At 47.6% G+C, this 18600-nt stretch carries 16 protein-coding genes; 3 read left to right on the forward strand and 13 right to left on the reverse strand.

The window, feature by feature from the left end; translation table 11 throughout:
* Positions 1 to 32: 32 nt before the first annotated feature.
* Positions 33 to 812: an IclR family transcriptional regulator gene (locus SPIGRAPES_RS02725; protein WP_014269250.1), complete on the forward strand. Its 780-nt coding sequence runs from the start codon at positions 33 to 35 to the stop codon at positions 810 to 812.
* A 102-nt stretch (positions 813 to 914) separates the two neighbouring features.
* Here SPIGRAPES_RS02725 and SPIGRAPES_RS02730 read toward each other — a convergent pair whose 3' ends face one another.
* Positions 915 to 1796, reverse strand: coding sequence for a sigma-70 family RNA polymerase sigma factor (locus SPIGRAPES_RS02730; protein ID WP_041384896.1), 882 nt, complete (start codon positions 1794 to 1796; stop codon positions 915 to 917).
* Between the two features lie 243 nt (positions 1797 to 2039).
* A complete protein-coding gene (locus SPIGRAPES_RS02735; protein WP_014269252.1) occupies positions 2040 to 2495 on the reverse strand; it encodes a hypothetical protein in 456 nt (151 codons plus the stop codon).
* Positions 2496 to 2743: 248 nt separating this feature from the next.
* Between SPIGRAPES_RS02735 and SPIGRAPES_RS02740 the strand changes: the two genes are divergently transcribed.
* The gene (locus SPIGRAPES_RS02740; protein ID WP_014269253.1) at positions 2744 to 3016 is read left to right on the forward strand and encodes a co-chaperone GroES; all 273 of its coding nucleotides are present in this window, start codon (positions 2744 to 2746) and stop codon (positions 3014 to 3016) included.
* A 126-nt stretch (positions 3017 to 3142) separates the two neighbouring features.
* Here the strand turns inward: SPIGRAPES_RS02740 and SPIGRAPES_RS02745 are convergent, their stop codons facing one another.
* The 7 genes from SPIGRAPES_RS02745 to murG all read right to left on the reverse strand — a co-directional run bounded on the left by SPIGRAPES_RS02745 (position 3143) and on the right by murG (position 11290).
* Entirely contained in the window at positions 3143 to 3736 is a 594-nt protein-coding gene (locus SPIGRAPES_RS02745) for a uracil-DNA glycosylase family protein (RefSeq protein ID WP_014269254.1), read from the reverse strand.
* Positions 3737 to 3814: 78 nt separating this feature from the next.
* Positions 3815 to 5911 (reverse strand): ATP-dependent DNA helicase, encoded by a 2097-nt coding sequence (locus tag SPIGRAPES_RS02750; RefSeq protein WP_014269255.1) that lies wholly within the window; start codon positions 5909 to 5911, stop codon positions 3815 to 3817.
* A complete protein-coding gene (locus tag SPIGRAPES_RS02755; protein ID WP_014269256.1) occupies positions 5898 to 7259 on the reverse strand; it encodes a sigma-54-dependent transcriptional regulator in 1362 nt (453 codons plus the stop codon). Before SPIGRAPES_RS02755 ends, SPIGRAPES_RS02750 begins: the two co-directional genes overlap by 14 nt.
* A complete protein-coding gene (locus SPIGRAPES_RS02760) occupies positions 7231 to 8463 on the reverse strand; it encodes a two-component system sensor histidine kinase NtrB (RefSeq protein WP_014269257.1) in 1233 nt (410 codons plus the stop codon). Before SPIGRAPES_RS02760 ends, SPIGRAPES_RS02755 begins: the two co-directional genes overlap by 29 nt.
* A complete protein-coding gene (locus SPIGRAPES_RS02765) occupies positions 8460 to 9650 on the reverse strand; it encodes a DNA polymerase III subunit delta' (RefSeq protein ID WP_014269258.1) in 1191 nt (396 codons plus the stop codon). Before SPIGRAPES_RS02765 ends, SPIGRAPES_RS02760 begins: the two co-directional genes overlap by 4 nt.
* Positions 9643 to 10170, reverse strand: a complete 528-nt coding sequence (locus SPIGRAPES_RS02770) for a CvpA family protein (protein ID WP_014269259.1) — start codon at positions 10168 to 10170, stop codon at positions 9643 to 9645. The genes SPIGRAPES_RS02765 and SPIGRAPES_RS02770 overlap by 8 nt, the downstream gene beginning before the upstream one ends.
* Before the next feature lie 16 nt (positions 10171 to 10186).
* On the reverse strand, positions 10187 to 11290 hold the full coding sequence (gene murG / locus SPIGRAPES_RS02775) for an undecaprenyldiphospho-muramoylpentapeptide beta-N-acetylglucosaminyltransferase (RefSeq protein WP_215904765.1): 1104 nt from the start codon (positions 11288 to 11290) through the stop codon (positions 10187 to 10189).
* Between the two features lie 138 nt (positions 11291 to 11428).
* On the opposite strand from murG, the gene secA reads away from it, so the two are divergent.
* Positions 11429 to 14200 (forward strand): preprotein translocase subunit SecA, encoded by a 2772-nt coding sequence (gene secA / locus SPIGRAPES_RS02780; protein WP_014269261.1) that lies wholly within the window; start codon positions 11429 to 11431, stop codon positions 14198 to 14200.
* Positions 14201 to 14386: 186 nt separating this feature from the next.
* Here secA and SPIGRAPES_RS02785 read toward each other — a convergent pair whose 3' ends face one another.
* Genes SPIGRAPES_RS02785 through SPIGRAPES_RS02800 form a run of 4 tightly spaced genes read right to left on the reverse strand, consistent with a single transcriptional unit; the run spans position 14387 to position 18567 of the window.
* A complete protein-coding gene (locus SPIGRAPES_RS02785; RefSeq protein WP_014269262.1) occupies positions 14387 to 15409 on the reverse strand; it encodes a LacI family DNA-binding transcriptional regulator in 1023 nt (340 codons plus the stop codon).
* A gap of 11 nt (positions 15410 to 15420) precedes the next feature.
* Positions 15421 to 16776, reverse strand: a complete 1356-nt coding sequence (locus SPIGRAPES_RS02790; RefSeq protein WP_014269263.1) for a family 4 glycosyl hydrolase — start codon at positions 16774 to 16776, stop codon at positions 15421 to 15423.
* A gap of 16 nt (positions 16777 to 16792) precedes the next feature.
* Positions 16793 to 17680 carry a carbohydrate ABC transporter permease gene (locus SPIGRAPES_RS02795; RefSeq protein WP_014269264.1) on the reverse strand — a complete coding sequence of 296 codons (888 nt, stop codon included), beginning with the start codon at positions 17678 to 17680 and terminating at the stop codon, positions 16793 to 16795.
* Entirely contained in the window at positions 17680 to 18567 is an 888-nt protein-coding gene (locus SPIGRAPES_RS02800; RefSeq protein ID WP_014269265.1) for a carbohydrate ABC transporter permease, read from the reverse strand. The genes SPIGRAPES_RS02795 and SPIGRAPES_RS02800 overlap by 1 nt, the downstream gene beginning before the upstream one ends.
* Between the last annotated feature and the right edge of the window lie 33 nt (positions 18568 to 18600).

The following is an 18600-nucleotide window of genomic DNA, read 5'->3' on the forward strand; positions in this document are numbered from 1 at the left end:
ATATATTGTTTTCATACAAGATGAGGATAAAAGTGGCTACAGAATTAAAAGTACAATCCCTTGACAGGACCTTTGATATATTGGAACTTCTTGCCAACGAACAAAACGGATACAATCTAGTCCAGATATCCGAAAAGCTCGATTTGCCTAAAAGTACAGTCCATAGACTCGTCGGGGTTTTATTGCAAAGGGAATTCGTCAGGAAATCCCAAGACACCAATCGCTATCGCCTGGGACCCGGGTTCATAGGTCTGTGCAGCCATTATCTCAATAGTCTGGAACTGAAAACCGAAAGTTCACCTTTCATGGAAGAACTTTCCGAGAGCACGGGGAATGTTGTTTTCCTAGCTATCCGACAAAATGACAAAATGGTCTACATAGATAGCAAGGAGCAAATCAACAGCCTGAGAAAATATGCAATCATTGGCCAACAGAAACCACTGTATTGCACTTCTCTTGGAAAGGCCTTGCTTATTGGGCTTACGGATGATGAGATACGGATATTGCTGGCAAAGGAACCCTTCGAAAAGAGGGGTCCAAACACCCATATGAACATGGAAAGCCTGCTCCAGGATATCCGCGAGTGCAGAAGAAGGGGCTGGGCCTTGGATGATCAGGAAGCAGAACCGGCCATTAACTGCGTGGCAGCTCCAATACGGGACTATAGGGGTCAAGTAATAGCTGCAATCAGTACTTCGTGGGTTTTGGCGCAACACCCTGAGATGATCCCTGAGGAAATGGCGGAAAAGGTTAAGCGGCAGGCCGCTAATATCTCTTTCAATATGGGATATACCGGTGGGACAACCCGGTAATCGTTCGTACGTTTCGAAAAAAACGCAGACAAAGATGCACAAAAAACCGGGCAGAGTTCTCTCTGTCCGGTAATCTATATTTTATGCACTTGTTCGGTGCAGTTAGGCTGTGTAGCTCTCCAGGAGTCTGCTTCTCGAAGGATTCTTCAATCTCTCAAGGGCTTTCTTTTCGATCTGGCGAATTCTTTCCTTGGTCAGGTTGTAGAGTTCACCGATTTCCTTGAGGGACATCGGAGCTTTTCCTTCCAGACCATACCGCATTTCAATGATATCCCGTTCCTTGTCACTGAGCGTTGACAATACTGTTGAAATATCTGCTTTCAATGAGCCCTCGAGGAGGGAGTCTTCGGGTGAACGGCCGGTATCTTCTACAAAATCGCCGACATTGCTATTCCCGTTATCATTGAATACCGGTGCATCGAGGCTGACCATCTCACGGCTGATAGCAAGCAAGTCAGCCACATGGGAGGGGTCAAGGCCTGTCAATTCCCCGATTTCTTCCATAGTGGGGTCCTCGGTACTCTTGGTATGCATCAAGGACTTCTGAGCCTTTTGAATTTGCAGCAACTCATTGGTCCTGTTGAGCGGGAGCCTAACAGCCCTACTCTTCTCACAGATTGCCTTCATGATTGACTGCCTGATCCACCACACGGCGTAGCTGATGAAGTGATAGCCCTTGTCAGGGTCAAACTTCTCCAGTGCCGTCATCAAACCGATATTCCCTTCATCGATCAAATCGATGAGGGGAATTCCCTGGTTCTGGTATTTCTTCGCAACATTCACTACGAAGCGAAGGTTCGATTCAATCATCCGCTTCCTGGCAAACTCATCACCCTGCTGTACCCGTTTTGCGAGTTTGAACTCTTCTTCATTGGTCAAAAGGGGAATCCTGTTGATTTCCTTCAAATACATTGTAAGAATATTGGCATCGTCATAGGCATATCTATCATCATTGTTATTCAGCATGTTTTGTTTAGTACTCATCATTTTTCCCCTCCATCGGGTTATGGAAAGGTAATTGCAGGATACGTGCCAACTTTTACTGAGTATTTTTTATTTGTTACAAAATATAAGATTAATAATTTTTACCTACAAAATTTACCGCTGATAACTAAAACTAATAGAACAACAATACGTATTTATAGTATCAAATTGACACATGCCGGAAAATAATGGGAAAAACAGGGACATATTGACCCATTCAAGGGAAAAGGGGTGTTCCTTCTGTTACCCGATGGACCATTCCTGACCCATTTCCTCCAAACTCCAGGGGAAATCGAGTTCAAAGGAAGCAAACCAAGAATGCATGTCCTCGCAACAGAAAGGAAACTCGCTTTGCTCCATTTCCTTGCGGATTTCCTCATACTCGCATTTGAGAAAATCATGAATCATATCCCCTTCACTCAGGGAACAACTGATACTCTTTTTCCCCAGCAGGTACACTGCAAACTGTTGCCTGAAAAAATCAATCCACTCCCTGTCTTGGCAGTGTATTTCATTCCCCCTTATCAAAAAGGTATCAATGAAACAACCAAGGGAACTTACAAGATTCTGAGACTTTGCAAACAGGCAACCAAGTTCATAGAAATGTTGCCAAATTTGCTCAAGGGTAGCCTCTGGGGAAAGAAACCCCGCTTCTCCTTTTAGCATTAACTGTTTTTCGTCTTTGGTTACATTTTCCATATGTAGTGGCATCCTCTCCAGCTATAGGAAATATAGTAAGGGCGATGTATATCGGCAACTCAAAACCACACAAAATTTCGCACTGTGCAAAGATATCACACCATTTTGTTATATATCTCGTTCCATAGACCATATCCCATGATACAAATCTTTTACTTGCCACTACCTGTTCTTTTCACTATATTAGCAAAAGCGAGGGCAATGCCTCGCGAGCACACAAAACAATTATTTGTTTGGAGGAAGATACAATGACAATTAGACCTTTGGCAGACAGAGTGTTAGTCAAAATTGAAGAAGTCCAGGAAAAGACCGCAAGCGGCATCTACATCCCACAGACGGCACAGGAAAAAACCCAGATCGGAACCGTTATTGCGGTTGGAGAAGGAACAGACAAAGTCAAAGTCACCGTCAAGGTAGGCGACCGTGTCATGCATGACAAATTCTCTGGAACCAGTGTAAAGGCCGACGGACAGGAATACCTCATCCTCAGCATGAAGGATATCCTTGCCATCATTGAGTAGCCATAATTGACCTTAAGGGGAAAAAGGCTGTTTAAAAACAACGTTCCTAACAGGTATGAACCTGATGGATGCAGTGTCTTACATAAAGAGGCACTGCATTTTCTTTTTGGTAAAAAGGGACGTTTGTTAGGTAATTATATCTAGCATTATGGCAATATCCTCGGCTGCCATTTCAAATTTTGATTTTTCGATCAATATATTCTTACCTGTAATACAATAAGAGGGCATTATCCTGATGCTTCCATAATAGAATTCGTTATTTCTTGATTTATATGTGGAGACAGCAGGTATGGCATTTTTCTTTGTTGCCTTTTTTGATATCAGGTTATACGCCTTTTTTGCGACATCACCCATAAGCATGATGACTTTGACATTAGGAAACAGGGCTATTTCCTTTTCTAAATACGGCAAACTGTTTTCAATACTGCTTTTCTCAATTACATATTGAGATTTTGGAGTTTTGACGGCATTTGTAATATACACACCCATTTGCAAAATATCTTGGATGGTAGAAACCTTACAACCTGCTTTTTGAAAAAGAGGAATTATAGTTTTTACATAATCTGCATCAGGTTGCCCATAGAAATCCTGCAAAGGGTCAGAAGGAACAACCTCGTTTATCATGATTGCCTTAACTGCCAATGGCTCGATCTCAAAAGTATTTAATTGCATTACTTTTGAAACATCCATTACTTTTTCCAATTCTGCTTTGATGTTCATATATGCATACTCCTTTCCAATGGCGTAATACAGATTTATAGTTTCCCGTTTTCCTTAGTCGTTCCGATAAAAACCCGATTAATCAGCATAGAGGAAATTCTCGATTTTATCACATATTCCTGAGGTTTCCGTATCAGGATGATAACTTTCTGGAAGAGAACGCATCATGTAGACCCCGTAGCTCTTGGTCATCACCCTGCTATCCAAGATTAAAACCACCCCGGTATCACCGGTATTGCGCATGAGGCGCCCAAAACCCTGCTTGAGTTTCATGGTAGCTTCCTGCAACGCCAACTGGAAGAATCCACTCCCCCCGTTTTTATCGATAGCCTCGCACCTTGCCTTGAATACAGGGTCTGTCGGCACATTGAACGGAAGCTTCACGATAATAACCATACGAAGCGTATCGCCAGGGGCATCGACCCCCTCCCAGAAGGAAGAAGTCGCAAATAACGTACTATCCTTGTCCGAAATGAATTTATTGAGCAATGTATACCTGTCCATATCACGTTGACAGAGCAATTCCATCTTCTCCTGTGCAAAACGTGGGGCCAACCGTTCCTTGACCTTCTGCAACATGGAATAGGAAGTAAAAAGGACAAGAGAACCGCCCCCGGCGGACCGGATACTTGAAAAAATGGTTTCGCACATGTAGGAAACGTACTGTTCCTCATTATCCTTTGTGAGAAGGGGGGCATCGGAAGGAGTCAAAAGCAACAGCCGATTCTTGTAATCAAAGGGAGAGGAAAATGATTCGCTGTGATAGGGACGTATCTCGTCATAGGGCAATCCCACACGGCTTCCCCAGAACGCAAAATTATCGTTCAGATCCAAGGTTGCGGACGTACAGACTACCGTATCGAGTTTCTTGAAGACAGATTCTACCAAAAGCGGAGCTATCGATAGCGGGGTGATCATCACCTGGACATTTTTGGTATTGCGGTAGGACTCGGCATTGAACCAATGGATATCGTCCCCCCAGGAAGTAAAATCACAGAAATGGCTCAGAACTTCACTGAGGGAAGCTATCCTGGTCCCTCTCACCTTCAGCTCAGTTATCTTGCCATCCAGTTCCTCAGGAGCCTTGTTATGTTCCAGAAACGCATTGATCTTAGCTGCAAGCCTACCGCTCGCCTGGGCCACCTTGGTTGCCTGCTCAACAAAACCGCTGAGACGATGTTGCTGCTCGGCCTTTATCAATACAGGCTGGAAATCATTCTTGTTGAAAACCGCAAGCAGGAATTGGTCCAAGGTACCTACTTCCTGCAACAATAAATGGATATCGTCATGGATCCTATCTATCAGATCAGGGTCCTGTGCATATTGCCCAAGCTGTTCGAGCAGGGAGTGTGAAGAATACCGGCCTGACCGCTCGATCCAGCCAATCTGGCGCAACATTTCTTTCGAATCATATTCAGCAGTGAAATAATCAGAGGCATTCTGCTCGATATTATGTGCTTCATCGATGATGAGCCGGTTGTAAGGAGGCAGGACAGCCTCCTCTGTATACTCGATATTGCTTTCATAACGGCTATGGGCATCGGTAAACAACAGATGATGATTGCTCACGATGATTTTCGCTTCTTTAGCCTTCTGCTTCGCCTTAAAGAAAAAACAATCATGGAAATAGGAGCATTTATGGGCCGGACACAAATCCCCGTCACAGCATATCTCAGACCAGATTTCCCCAAGCCTGTTCGGATAATCACTTCTGAGTCCCGTTTCTGTCTCATTCGCCCATTGTGAAAGCTGATACAGCTCACTGTCAGGGTCCTGGGCGAGGAGCGAGGCATCGCTACGCACCTGGACAAACCGCTGGATGCAGAGATAATTCCCCCTTCCTACGGCAAGGGCAACCTTGCAGGAAAGGTTGAGCAACTTGAAAAGCATCGGGATATCTTTTTCAAACAGCTGTTTTTGCAAGTTGATGGTTGAGGTTGCGATTACCGTCCGTTCATCAGTATTCTGCATGGCATTATACAGGGCCGGTACCAGATACGCGAAGGATTTGCCGATACCTGTGCCTGCCTCAATTGCAACAATGGCATTACTATCATAACTCTCCCTCACCAAATCAGCCATAAGAAGCTGACCCTCTCGGTACTCATAGGAAGGGAACCTTTGTTCCAAGGTTCCCCCTTTGTCGAAAATGCCGTAAATATCAGTCTTGGTCAATTTGGTATTCCTGTAGTTTCCGGTGAAGGGTCTTGCGCCCTATACCCAGCATCTCTGCCGCTTTCGTCTTATTTCCCCCGCAGAGGGCCAACGAGGAAACAATCAAACGTTTCTCCGCTTCCTCAAGGGTCATCCCCACTTCAAGGGAAAGCAGTGCCGGATTCTCCGCCTTGCTTACCGCAGGGGGCAGATCATCTGGTTCAATTATGGTACTGCGGGCAAGAACTACTGCGCTTTCTATACAGTTACGCAGCTCCCTGATATTGCCCGGCCAGTCATAGGCTAGCAAAGCCCGTTTTGCAGCAGGGGCAAAGCCTTCAATATGCTTATCGTTCTCTTGGTTGAAATAAGTAAGGAAGGAAGTCATCAACAAGGGGATATCCTCTTTCCTGTCTCTGAGGGGGGGGACATCGAGGTGAACGACATTGAGCCGGTAATACAGGTCTTCCCTGAAATTTCCCTTCTCGATCTCTTTCTGCAAATCCTTATTGGTGGCACAGACTATGCGAACATCGACAGAGACCGATTTCTCCCCGCCTACCCGTTCGAACTGTTTTTCCTGGAGGACCCGCAACAGTTTGACTTGCGTCGAGGCATCGATCTCCCCGATTTCATCCAGAAATATCGTTCCACCGTCAGCAAGCTCGAAGCGTCCTTTTTTCAAGGCCACAGCTCCAGTGAAGGCACCTTTCTCATGACCGAACAGTTCGCTTTCCAACAGCGACGAGGTCAAGGCTGCACAGTGGACTTTGATAAAAGGGCCCTCCGACCGGTTGGAGAGCTCGTGGATGGCATCGGCAACAAGTTCCTTGCCCACCCCGCTTTCCCCGGTTATGAGTACCGAGGCTTTTGTAGGGGCAACCTGTGAAACGATATCCATCAGGTTTACCATTTTCTGGCTCTTTCCGATAATACGGTCATATTTGTTGCGTGCTTTCAGCTGGGCGACTTCTTTTTTCAATTCCTCGTGTTCGGCATACAGGTCATTGTTCGACAAGGATTTTTTCACGACCAAAGTCAAACGGTCGAGATCGACCGGTTTGGTAAAAAAGTCGACAGCGCCCATACGCATCGCCTCGACTGCAGTCTCGATTGTCCCATGACCGGTCAAAATGACCACAGGTAGCCGAGGATAGGCCGAGACAATCTTCTTTAGCAAAGCCTCTCCGCTGAGGTTGGGCATGCGCAAGTCGGTAATCACTAGGTCTATATCATGTTTGTTAAGATAATCCCAGGCAACGGCACCGTCTTCGGCTGCGAAGGTTGCATACCCTTCCAGCTCCATCGCCATGGCAAGGCCACTGCGGATATTCTTTTCATCATCGCAAATCAGGATTGTCCGTTTCATCGGGAACCTCCTCGATTGAACTGGCCACGCAGGTTACCGGCTCATTACCCAAAGCAAGACGCTCGGTCCTCGGGACAGGAAATGTCAGGGTAAAGCAGGTACCTTCACCCAGTTTGCTGGTGACGGTGATATCACCCTTATGTTCTTTCATTATTTTATACACAACGGTCAAACCCAGTCCGGTACCGGTAGCCTTGGTGGTGAAGTAAGGTTCAAATATCTTCAGGAGGGTCTCATCAGACATTCCTGTACCGGTATCGACTATCTTGATGCTGACAAGATTCCCGTCAAGCCTAGCCTGCAGGGTAAGCATCCCGCCGTTTTCCATGGCATTCATGGCATTCTTGATCAAGTTGAGCAAAGCCTGCTTGAGCAGGTTCTCATCGAATTCCAGCCTGGGCAGCGAAGTGGCGATGTCCCTCACCAAGGTAACCTTGTGCTCATTGAGCTCAGGTTCCACAAAATTACAGATTTCCTTGAGAGTCTTCTCCAAAGACCCTAGGCGAAGACGCGTATCCATGGGACGGACAGCGAAAAGGAAATCGACAACAATCGAATTGAGCCTGTTTATCTCTTCGTCCAAAACATCAATATAGCGTTGGGCATCATCGAGGGTAAGGGAAGTCTTACGGACGAATGCCTTTTTTAGCAACTGCAGGTGAATGCCCATAGCCGCCAAAGGATTCTTGATCTCATGGGCAACCCCTGCAGCCATGGTTGTCATGGAAGCAAGGTTCTCCGTCCTTCTCAACCGAGCCTCACTCGCGTTACGCTCTGTAACATCGGTAAACCTGATAACATAACTGGAGAGGTCCTTCAGTTCCTTGCTACGGTACATGGAAACGGTAATGGCAATGGTCTGGATCTTTCCCCCCCGCTGGAAGGTGAATTCATTATCCAGATCCTCGGCCCTGTTATGGACTGCAAGGATAATATATTTGGCAACCTGCCTGTCTTCGAGGACTTTGCACAGGGGCAATCCCTCGTAGTTCTTTTTCCTTGCCATGGGAACCATGGAAGGGCAGTTTGAGTTCGCGTAGTTTATTATCAGGTTGCTGTCCGTCAAAATAACCCCGTCCTGGATTGATTCCAGTACATTTTCCAGCATTTCGACGTCATTTGCCTGGCTCTTGAGGAGATTGACAATCTGGCGGGTATCCAGCTGGTCAATCTTCAATATTGCACGGTGAACGAAATTATTCATTGCTTCTCCATCATGGAATAATACAGGGCCTCGAACATCAGTTTCTTATTCTGGTTGAACCGCTGGGCATTGCTCAGCGAGGCTGATACGAGCGCCTCCAGAAGATGGGCCCTGTCATAGGAAACAGTACCCTCTATGAACTGCTGTTCCACAGAGGAAAGTATTCCCTTGAGAAGATACTCATAACTATCGTTTTCATCAACCTTCGCCAGCAATGCACTGAAAGCCTCTGTACCAAGGTAGGTATTGCTCGCCAGTGAATCGGTGACAAGCGAAACCTGTTTTTTTGCCTCGGCCAGGTCGAGACCGCCGCCTTGCAGGAAAAACTGTTCCAGATCGTCATATTCCTGGTCACCCAGGAAAAAGGGTGCAAGCAGGGCCTGTACTGCCTTCTTTCTGAGCGGCGCAAAAGAATACTTTCTGACCCTTGAGAGAATAGTCTGCATGATCCTTCCCGGATATTCCGAGATCAAGGTGAAATACACATCCGCAGGAGGTTCCTCGAGCATCTTGAGCAGACCGTTCCTAGCTGAGGCATTTGCCTGTTCCAGCGATTCGATTATAATGAATCGCTTCTGTGATCGGGCACTGGTTTCGTTTATCCATTCCTCCAGGGCCCTCACTTGATTCACGGTAATGGTGGTATTCCGCTTTGCAGAGAGAAACAGGGGCTTCAATGCAGAACGGAGGGCTTGGGCGATTGCCTTTGCCTCCTTTTCCGTGATATCGGATTTCAAAGCTGAGAGATCCATCAGCAAATCATTCACCAATGAGGCATTGTCATAGTTGGCACTCTGTGCCTGCGTCTGGGAACCGCTCATCAGCGACCCATGGTACTGAAGCAGAAAAACACGGGTATTTCGTATCAAGAAACGCCTGGAGAAATCATTGCGCAACCGAATAAAGCTGTTGATCGCTGTCTCGATTACCCTGTTGTGGTCACGCTGGCTCACGATAACCAGGTTGGTGGTTGTCAGCAACTCGAATTTCCTGCAACTATCGCATCTGCAGTGTTCGCTCCTGTCCCCCTGGCAGGAAAGGATCCTCGCAGTCTCGAGGGCTGTAGTCATTCGCAGGCTGTAACGGTTCCCCCCGAAGAGGTTTACCTGGCTGAAGGTTTCCCCCCCGATCTGGTTTGCGAGCTGGGTAGCTATCTCTCTCTGGCTTTCATAGAGGCTCTCAAACATGTGCGCTACTTACCTGGGTTGTTATCCAATCGACGGTCTCGGGGACCAAGGGGCGAACAAAGCGCAGTACAAACTGACTAGCATCCAGATATTTACTGACATTGAAGGTATCCTGCAATTCAAGGACATAGAGGATAATGCTCAAAAGCACCAACATCTCAAACACGCCCCAGACGAATCCCAGCAGCGAGTTGACCGGCCTGAGCCCGATACCTTCCAATGCAGATTCCAAGAGGTTGCCGACGAAACGCAAGGTCCCGTACCCAACCAAGAAAAGGAAGACAAAGGAGAAGAGGCTCGCAACAAAAAGGGGAAGCCCGAAAGATTCCACCAGCAGTTCCGAGAGGATCTTGGTAAACATGAGCCCTATGGCAAAACCCGCGAGGAACCCTGCCCTATGGGAGAAGGAGTCGGCAAAACCGTTCAAGGTTCCCCCGATACCACCTACGATTGCAAGGGTACATACAATGATGTCGATCGAATTGAAATAGACAGAACCTATCGTTAATCCCCAATCCATATTGTTCATCTCCTTTTTATATAATTGCCTTCGACCTGATGACCGAGGCTATTATCTGCTGTGAATCGGCAATTGCCATTTCTTTGATATGTTGTGAAAGGATACTTCGTTTCTCACTATTCTCCAACAGGTAGGTAACAGCTTCTAGAAAATTTTTCGCATCGACTGCAGATTCGAGCACTACCGCTGCCGTGTTTGCCTTCAAGAGAGAGGCATTGGCAATCTGGTCCCCTCTCGACCCCAAAGAAAGCGGTACTATGATGCTGGGACAACCGAAATAGGCCAATTCGCTGAGCGCCCCTGCCCCGCCGCGTGAGACTACCAGGGTGCTTTCACGGTACAGGCAAGCCATGTCGTCGCCGACCATGTCGACAGCCAGGTAGTTTTTGTGTTTCAGTTCCATGAAATCACGTTTTCCACACTGGTGGTAGACAAAGGCTTTCTCGCACAGGGCATCGAGGTTTTCCCTCACCAGGGCATTTATCTGCATAGCACCCTGGCTCCCCCCCATGACAAACACCAAAGGGAGGTCCGAACTGAGGGACAACCGTTCCCGAATTGAAAAAGTGCTCGCTTGCAGCAGGGCTGTACGGATTGGATTGCCGCTATACACTATCTTTTTTTGGGGGAGTGTTGCACCTGCACTCTCGTATCCAAGGCATATGGCAGAAGCAAAGGGGGCTATGAGCTTTGTAGCAAGACCAGGTGAGGCATCGCTCTCGTGGGTGACAATGGGAATGTGCAGAACGCGGGCAGCCAAGACAGGGGGTACGGAGACAAAGCCGCCTTTGGAAAACAGGATATCCGGCCTTTCCTTTTTCAGGATCGAAAGGGCCTGGAAAAATGCGGCGAAAAGTCGGAATCCATCTGACAGGTTCTGCACCGAGGCATATCTGCGAAACTTCCCGCTCTGTATTGCATGGAAAGCAATGCCTTCCCTTTCGACTGCAGCCCTTTCGCCTTCATCCTCCCTCCCTATCCAGAAACACCGGTACCCGTTTTCTTCTTTGAGTACCTCATGCACGGAAAGAGCCGGGAGAATGTGCCCGAGGGTGCCGCCACCTGTATAACAGACCAACATAGGCAGAGTATAGCACAAACGAGAAATACCGACTATCAAGATTGTATCATTTTGATACAATACGGGTATTTTTGCCACATAAAATTCAAAAAGTTAGGCTTTTCTCTCTTGGTGGTTATGAGTATACTGGTACAGTACGAAAAAAGTGCATAATCTACCTCAAGAAGCGAGTCATCAATGGGAACTTCATTTTTTACCAAGGTTTTTGGGACCAAACAAGAAAAAGATTTGCGGGGACTCTACCCTGTGATACAGCGTGTAAATGCAGAAGAGTCGTGGGCAAAAAGCCTTAGTAACGAACAGTTTCCTATTCAGACTGCTGATTTCAAAGCACAGGTTGCCAATGGATCTTCCCTTGAAAGCCTGCTGCCGAAAGCTTTTGCTTTGGCCAGGGAGGCTGCCTTCCGTGTGCTGGGGGAACGTCATTACGATGTGCAGATTATGGGTGCCACAGTCCTGCACCAAGGCAACATCCTGGAAATGAAGACTGGTGAAGGAAAGACCCTTACCTGTGTCCCCGCGGCCTATCTCAATGCCCTCGAAGGCAAAGGCGTGCACATCATCACGGTAAACGACTATCTCGCCAGCCGTGACTCTTCCTGGATGGGTCCTGTGTTCGAATTCCTTGGACTGAGCGTAGGGGTTATTCTCTCGAACATGGACAATGAGTCGAGACGGATATCCTACAACGCCGACATTACCTATGGGACAAATAACGAATTCGGGTTCGATTACCTCAGGGACAACATGAAATGGTCCTATGCCGAGAAGATCCAGCCCAAGCATCATTACTGTATCATTGATGAAATCGACTCCATCCTCATCGACGAAGCCCGTACCCCTCTGATTATCAGCGGCCAGAGCGAGGATGACTCGGCACAGGTCATGGGAGCCCAGAAAATTGCCTCATCCCTGGTTGAATGCGAGAAAAACCCCGAGACCGGCGATTATTACGAACCGGACCCCCTCGCCCGCTTCGACAAGAAGGCAGAGGCTTTCGATGACCGCGGCGACTACAGGCTGGACGAGAAACAGAAAAAAGTATCTTTCACCAACCAGGGCATGAACCATATGGAGGAGTTGCTGCAAAAGAACCATACCATCACCGGCAGCCTCTATGAAGATGAGAACTTCGAGTATGTGCACTATGTGACCCAGGCGGTAAAGGCCCTGAAGCTCTATGCGAATGATGTAGACTACGTCGTGGCAGAGGGCCAGGTCCAGATTGTCGATGAGTTCACCGGGCGTATCCTGCATGGCAGACGCTACAGCGATGGTCTGCACCAGGCTATCGAGGCAAAGGAAAAGATCAAGATCCTTGGCCAGAACAAGACACTCGCCACTATTACGTTCCAGAACTTTTTCAGGATGTATGAAAAAATCAGCGGTATGACCGGTACTGCAGATACCGAAGCCCCTGAATTTTTGAAAATTTACAACCTCGATGTCGTAGTAATCCCGACCAACAAACCGGTCATCAGGAAAGATAACGCTGACCTGGTCTACTATAACGAACAGTTCAAGTATGAGGCTATCTGCAAGGAAATCGAGCGGGTCCACAAGACCGGGCAGCCAATCCTTGTCGGTACGATCAGTATCGAAAAAAGTGAGATGCTCTCTGTCCTCCTCAGGAAGATGGGAATCAAGCACGAGGTCCTCAATGCGAAGAACCATGCGCGCGAGGCCCTGATCATCGAGGAGGCCGGTGCCAAGGGGGCAGTTACCATTGCAACCAACATGGCAGGTCGCGGTACCGACATCAAGCTGGGCGGAAGCCTTGAGGCAAGGGCCCACAGGATTTGCGGAACCGAGGCAACCCCTGCTGAAATGGTGGAGGCTACCAAACAAGCGTACCCTGCATGGAAAAAAGATTACGAGGAAGTCAAGCAGCTCGGCGGCTTGTACATCATGGGTACCGAACGCCATGAATCAAGGCGTATCGACAACCAGTTGCGCGGTCGCGCCGGCCGTCAGGGAGACCCTGGTACCAGCCGGTTCTATGTGTCCCTCGACGACTCTTTGATGAGACTGTTCGCCAATGACAATATCAAGTCGATGCTGGGCAAGATCGGCATGCAGGACGGGGAGCCCATAGAGCACAGGATGCTCTCCAACGCAATCGAAAAGGCACAGAAACGGGTTGAGGACAGGAACTTCGAGATAAGGAAGCATCTTTTGGACTATGATGATGTACTGAATGAACAGCGCAACTTCATGTACAGCGAACGTGATGCCATCCTTACCGATGAGCATTTGCTGCAACGGGTCATGAAGGCTTGCCATGAGATCTCAGATGCCATCGTAGACAGCGCTTTCACCGCTTCCAAGGAAGATAACGAACCCGGTGTCAAGATTCTTGAGGAAATTGAGGCTCAGTTTCACCTTACCGTCCCCCCATTGGCCGCAGACGCGACAAAAGACGAGTACAAAGCCCATCTCATCACGTGCATCGACAAGGAGGTAAACGACAAGGTAGAGCTCACCGGCGAGAAACCTTTCAACGACTTCCTTCGTTTCAACTACCTCAGGCAGATTGATATCCGATGGCAGGATCACCTTACTGCCCTGGAGGACCTCAGGGATGCAGTAGGACTTCGTTCCTATGCACAGAAGAATCCCTTGGTCGAATACAAGGTAGAAGGATTTGAGATTTTCACCCAGATGCTCGAGGATATCAAGGCCTTCATGGCCAACACCCTTGTACGTGTCCAGATTACCCATAGCGATGACCAGTACGCAAGGAAGGCTTCTTCCCACAGGACCGTGGAAACCCATAATGCAAAGGGTGCTTTCAGTAGTAACGGGGGAGCTGCCCAGGGCCGTGGACAACAAAGCGGGGAAACCTCCCCGGTAACAGTCAGGAGAACGACCCCGAAGGTCGGGAGAAACGATCCCTGTCCCTGTGGGTCAGGCAAGAAGTACAAGAACTGCCATGGTAGGAACGCATAAAGCAAAACCTGGCTGCTTCTCTCAAAGGCTTTAGGCGTTGCACCAATTGCATCGTTTGAATTGCCCGATTATATATAAATATGAAAAAGGACTGGAATCGGTGATTCCGGTCCTTTTTCATTGAGCACAAACAAGAATGTGGCTATCAGCGGGATGCAATTCCCTCTTCTCTGCTCGATGCTGGGCTCAGTTGAGTCTTTGTACCGAATCCCGTATCGCAAGACGTATGGGAAGCTGGATGTTTATCTCTTGCAACGGTTCTTTGCGAATAAGCTTCATGAGCATTGCAACGGCAAGCCTACCCTTTTCTCCTGTATCCTGGTGAACCGTAGTCAACCGTGGCTGCACCAAGCGGGAAAAAATATTGTCATCAAACCCGGTTATTGAAATTTTTCCAGGAATTTCGATCCCACACTCCTTCAAATACGAAACAGCCTCAGCGGCATAATAGTCAGCAGAAAAAACCAGGGCGGTACACTGAGAGGTATCCTCAGCCAATTGCCTGTACAGGATTTCCCGTTTACCACGATTATTGGGCAGTGGCTTATACCTTTCCGCACCCAAGGTCTGCCCTTGCTCCCCAAAGGCCTCCTGACACCCTATGAAACGCACTGGGTCTCCACCGGTAACCAGCTGATTGTTTGCAAGAAAAACTATGTCGGTATGTCCCATCGAGAGTAAATACCGTGCAATCTCATAGCCTCCTCGCCGGTCCTGGAGGCCGATGTTGTGATACACCCGTTCGTTGTCGGTAAAATAGCAATCGATGTACACCAAGGGGGTATCGATGTTTGCGCTGATGACACGACAGATTTCCCCAGGGACCCAAACCAGAAGCAATCCATCAAGTTTCCAGGCTTTTGAGAGCCTGACTACCTCATCCTCATCACTAGTGGTGTGCAACATTACGAAATACCCGTTCTCACGGATTTCGCGTTCCATGGCACCCAGCATGGCAGACGAAAAGGGGTCCTCAAGAACCGTTTCTTCACTCCGCGGCTCCATGAACATGATTACACCGATGATGCGCGAATTGCTGTGCGCAAGAATCATTGCCCCCATATTGGGGACATACTTTTCATTCTCTATGAAGGTTTGAACTTTTTTACACGTAGCAGGAGATACTTTCCCAAGGTTCCCGTGCAGTACATTGGCTACCGTGGTAGGACTTACCCCCGCTTTCTGTGCAATTTCTTTTATTGTAGACATTGGATACTCTTTTACTTCAGGTATCCAAGCCATTTCTGCTGTTGGTCAATCATTCTATCTACCATCGCTTCGATTTGCGAGGCCTGATGTACCACGGGATTAGCCAGCATGGCTTGGATTACATAGTCTTTCTTCCCATGGATAATCGCTTCGGCAGTCAAATCGTACACACTCGTATAGGACCTGAGCAAGGAGAGATAGCCCTTGGGAATATTGGGCATCTTGATACCGTTCACCCCGTCTTTATTGATAATTGCAGGGACTTCAACGGCAATCCAGGAGGGCAAATCCTCAAGAAGGCCGTTATTCTGAACGTTTACTGCAGCTTCTTCATAGCCACTGTCATTGAGTATTCCATCGATGATCGGGACAACCCTTTCAGCTGTTTCAAGTTTTATATCATGGCGCAGTTCTTGCGTAAGCATTATTTTGTACACATCGTAGAAATCGAGGATGCCCCGGTGGTCGGCAACATCCCAGGCCCAAGATATATACTCGCCGAAATGGCTGTCTGTCGTAATGGGGAGCAACCGGTAGTTTTTGAGCATAAACTGGACCAGATGCCGGTCTGCCCAGATATAACTGCTTTTTTTATCTGAATGCCCTTTTTCAAATTTTTCCGCAGCATCGAGGTTTCCGGTCCTGCGGTACTCGTCCAGCAAGTCACTGTACCCAGGTTCACGCTCGAAAAAAGCCTCTGCTTTTTTCAGAACCTCAGGATAGAGATCCTTACCAGTCTTTCTGTCTGTCAGTTCAAGCATGCAGCTGAAATGATTGAGCCCTGCGGCCCTGAAATGCAAGTCCTCAAGTTTCATATTCAGCATGCGGGGCAACCATCGTCCAAGCCAGCCGATTTCATGGCACATGCCGACAAATTTGGCCTCAGGATAGGCCCGGTTGACCGTGGTGCAGATGGAAGTCATAGGATTTGAAAAATTGAAAATCCAAGCATCAGGGCATATTTCCACTGCATCTTTTACAATCTCAAGGATTACCCGGCCGATACGCAAGGAATGAAAGACCCCCCCGGGACCGCCGTTTTCACCGTAGACCTGATGCACCCCGTACTGCAACGGGATTTTCCAGTCCTCATCCCACAATTGGAAACGGTTCCCTACCTCAATGGAGGAAATGATAAAGTCGGCATTCTTGAATGCGACTTTCCGGTCTGTCGTGGCGTGCACACTATATTTGAGTGCATGCTGTTCGATAAAGGCTTTTGCAGTACGAAACACACTGTCCAAGGCTTTATCATTGATATCGAGCAGGGTAATCTCACTGCCTGCCAACGTCTTGCTGGTAAATATATCGCCAAGCATTCCATAACCGAATTGGGCGCTACCTGCACCGACTAGAACAATTTTCATAGAATCCTCCGTAACATTATTTTATAGAACCTTCTACCATGCCTTTGATAATGTACCGTTGTGCAAAAAGATACAGAATAATGATGGGGAGCATGGCAATAAGGGTTGAGGTCAAAATCAAATCCCATTGTTTCAAATAAGCGCCTGCAAAGGCTGTGACCGCTATCGGTATCGTCTGGACAGCGCCGTTGGACCCGAGCATAAGCAGGGGAAGCAGATAATCGTTCCAGATCCAGATGCCGTTCAAAATCAGGACTGTGATGATAATCGGTTGCAACAAAGGGAATACAATTGCAAAAAAAGTCCTTCCCCGTGAACAACCATCGATAGTCGCCGATTCCTCAAGCTCGTAGGGAATGTTCTTGATAAACCCATGAAAAATAAAAATCGAGAGTGAACATCCGAACCCAAGATAGGCAAACACAATACCGGGGATGGTCCCAAGCAGACGGAAATGCAGGAAATCTCCACTTACCCTCATCCAACGGACCAGAGGATACATCAGCACCTGAAACGGAATGACCATAGCAGAGACAAAAGTCATAAACAGTATTCTGGACCATGTTGTCTTATTACGTACCAGTACCCAGGCACACATGGAAGAAAAGAGAACGATGACCAGAAGCGAGAAAAAAGTAATCAGGATGCTATCGATGAAAGCTCCCTGGTAATCGACAGTGGCATTGTTGAAGATAAGCATGACGTTGGTCATCATCTGATTCCAGCGGGTAGGCAGGGAAATGGCGTTGTAAATGATTTCCTTGGAAGTCTTGGCTGAATTGAGCACGACCATCCCAAAGGGAATCATGAATAGGACGAAAAGGAAAACCGCTACGATTTCAAGTACGACCATAGCTGGTTTTACGGTACGCTGGGGCTTCTTTTTCAATTGTTTTGTATTCATCACATCTCCACCTCTTTCTTTTTATTCACTGAAACCTGGATCAGAGATACCACAAGGAGTGCGATAAACAGAACTACTGCCTTGGCCTGTGCCTCTGCCATCCGGTTAGCCGTGGCCGTACTGAAGATGTTCATGGCCAGTAGCTGGCTGGCTTTTACCGGCATATCGAGGAACCTGGTAGCAGGACCACCATTGGTCAGGGTGAGGTTCATATCGAATTGCTTGAAAGAAGTGGTCAAAGTCAAAAAGAGTGAGATGGTAAAAGCATTTGCCATCATAGGGATAAGGATATGGACTACCCGGGAAATATAACTGGCACCATCGACACTCGCTGCTTCCATGAGCGAAGATGGAATGCTTTGGATCGAGGCGACATAGATTAACATGATATAACCGGCATACTGCCAGGTGTTCACTGTAGCCATTGCCCATATAACAGTATTGGGAAGGCTGAGAAACGAAGTCTGGAGCATCTCGATTGATAACGTATTGCCGATATCGACCAAGATATTGTTCAGGATAAACTGCCAGATGTACCCTAAAACGATGCCGCCGATAAGGTAAGGGACAAAGAAACCAGCCCGGTAAAAATTACGCCGGCTAAGCTTGCTGGTTACCATCAACGAAAGTCCGAAACTCACGATATTGACGAACACGATGTTGATAAGCGTGTACTCAATAGTAATCAAAAAGGAATATAAAAATTCAGGAGAATCAAGCAAGGTCTTGAAATTCTTCAATCCTACGAAATTGACGGCATTATTTACCCCATTCCAGTCTGTCATGGAATAATACAGACCAAAAAAGAATGGAATGACGATTATCATGGTAAATGCCAGAACACAAGGCGCCACGAAAAGCACATTGACCACACGACTTTGCTTCATTGTATTTTGCTCCCGGTATTTGTCTCATAGAGC

Origin of the sequence: Sphaerochaeta pleomorpha str. Grapes (assembly GCF_000236685.1) — a bacterium.
GTDB classification, from domain to species: domain Bacteria; phylum Spirochaetota; class Spirochaetia; order Sphaerochaetales; family Sphaerochaetaceae; genus Sphaerochaeta; species Sphaerochaeta pleomorpha.

Coding starts and splice junctions, on each gene's coding strand:
- SPIGRAPES_RS02730 (WP_041384896.1), bottom strand. CDS start 1,796: ATGAGTACTAAACAAAACATGCTGAATAACAATGATGATAGATATGCC.
- SPIGRAPES_RS02735 (WP_014269252.1), bottom strand. CDS start 2,495: ATGGAAAATGTAACCAAAGACGAAAAACAGTTAATGCTAAAAGGAGAA.
- SPIGRAPES_RS02740 (WP_014269253.1), top strand. CDS start 2,744: ATGACAATTAGACCTTTGGCAGACAGAGTGTTAGTCAAAATTGAAGAA.
- SPIGRAPES_RS02745 (WP_014269254.1), bottom strand. CDS start 3,736: ATGAACATCAAAGCAGAATTGGAAAAAGTAATGGATGTTTCAAAAGTA.
- SPIGRAPES_RS02755 (WP_014269256.1), bottom strand. CDS start 7,259: ATGAAACGGACAATCCTGATTTGCGATGATGAAAAGAATATCCGCAGT.
- SPIGRAPES_RS02760 (WP_014269257.1), bottom strand. CDS start 8,463: ATGAATAATTTCGTTCACCGTGCAATATTGAAGATTGACCAGCTGGAT.
- SPIGRAPES_RS02765 (WP_014269258.1), bottom strand. CDS start 9,650: ATGTTTGAGAGCCTCTATGAAAGCCAGAGAGAGATAGCTACCCAGCTC.
- SPIGRAPES_RS02770 (WP_014269259.1), bottom strand. CDS start 10,170: ATGGATTGGGGATTAACGATAGGTTCTGTCTATTTCAATTCGATCGAC.
- secA (WP_014269261.1), top strand. CDS start 11,429: ATGGGAACTTCATTTTTTACCAAGGTTTTTGGGACCAAACAAGAAAAA.
- SPIGRAPES_RS02785 (WP_014269262.1), bottom strand. CDS start 15,409: ATGTCTACAATAAAAGAAATTGCACAGAAAGCGGGGGTAAGTCCTACC.
- SPIGRAPES_RS02790 (WP_014269263.1), bottom strand. CDS start 16,776: ATGAAAATTGTTCTAGTCGGTGCAGGTAGCGCCCAATTCGGTTATGGA.
- SPIGRAPES_RS02795 (WP_014269264.1), bottom strand. CDS start 17,680: ATGAATACAAAACAATTGAAAAAGAAGCCCCAGCGTACCGTAAAACCA.
- SPIGRAPES_RS02800 (WP_014269265.1), bottom strand. CDS start 18,567: ATGAAGCAAAGTCGTGTGGTCAATGTGCTTTTCGTGGCGCCTTGTGTT.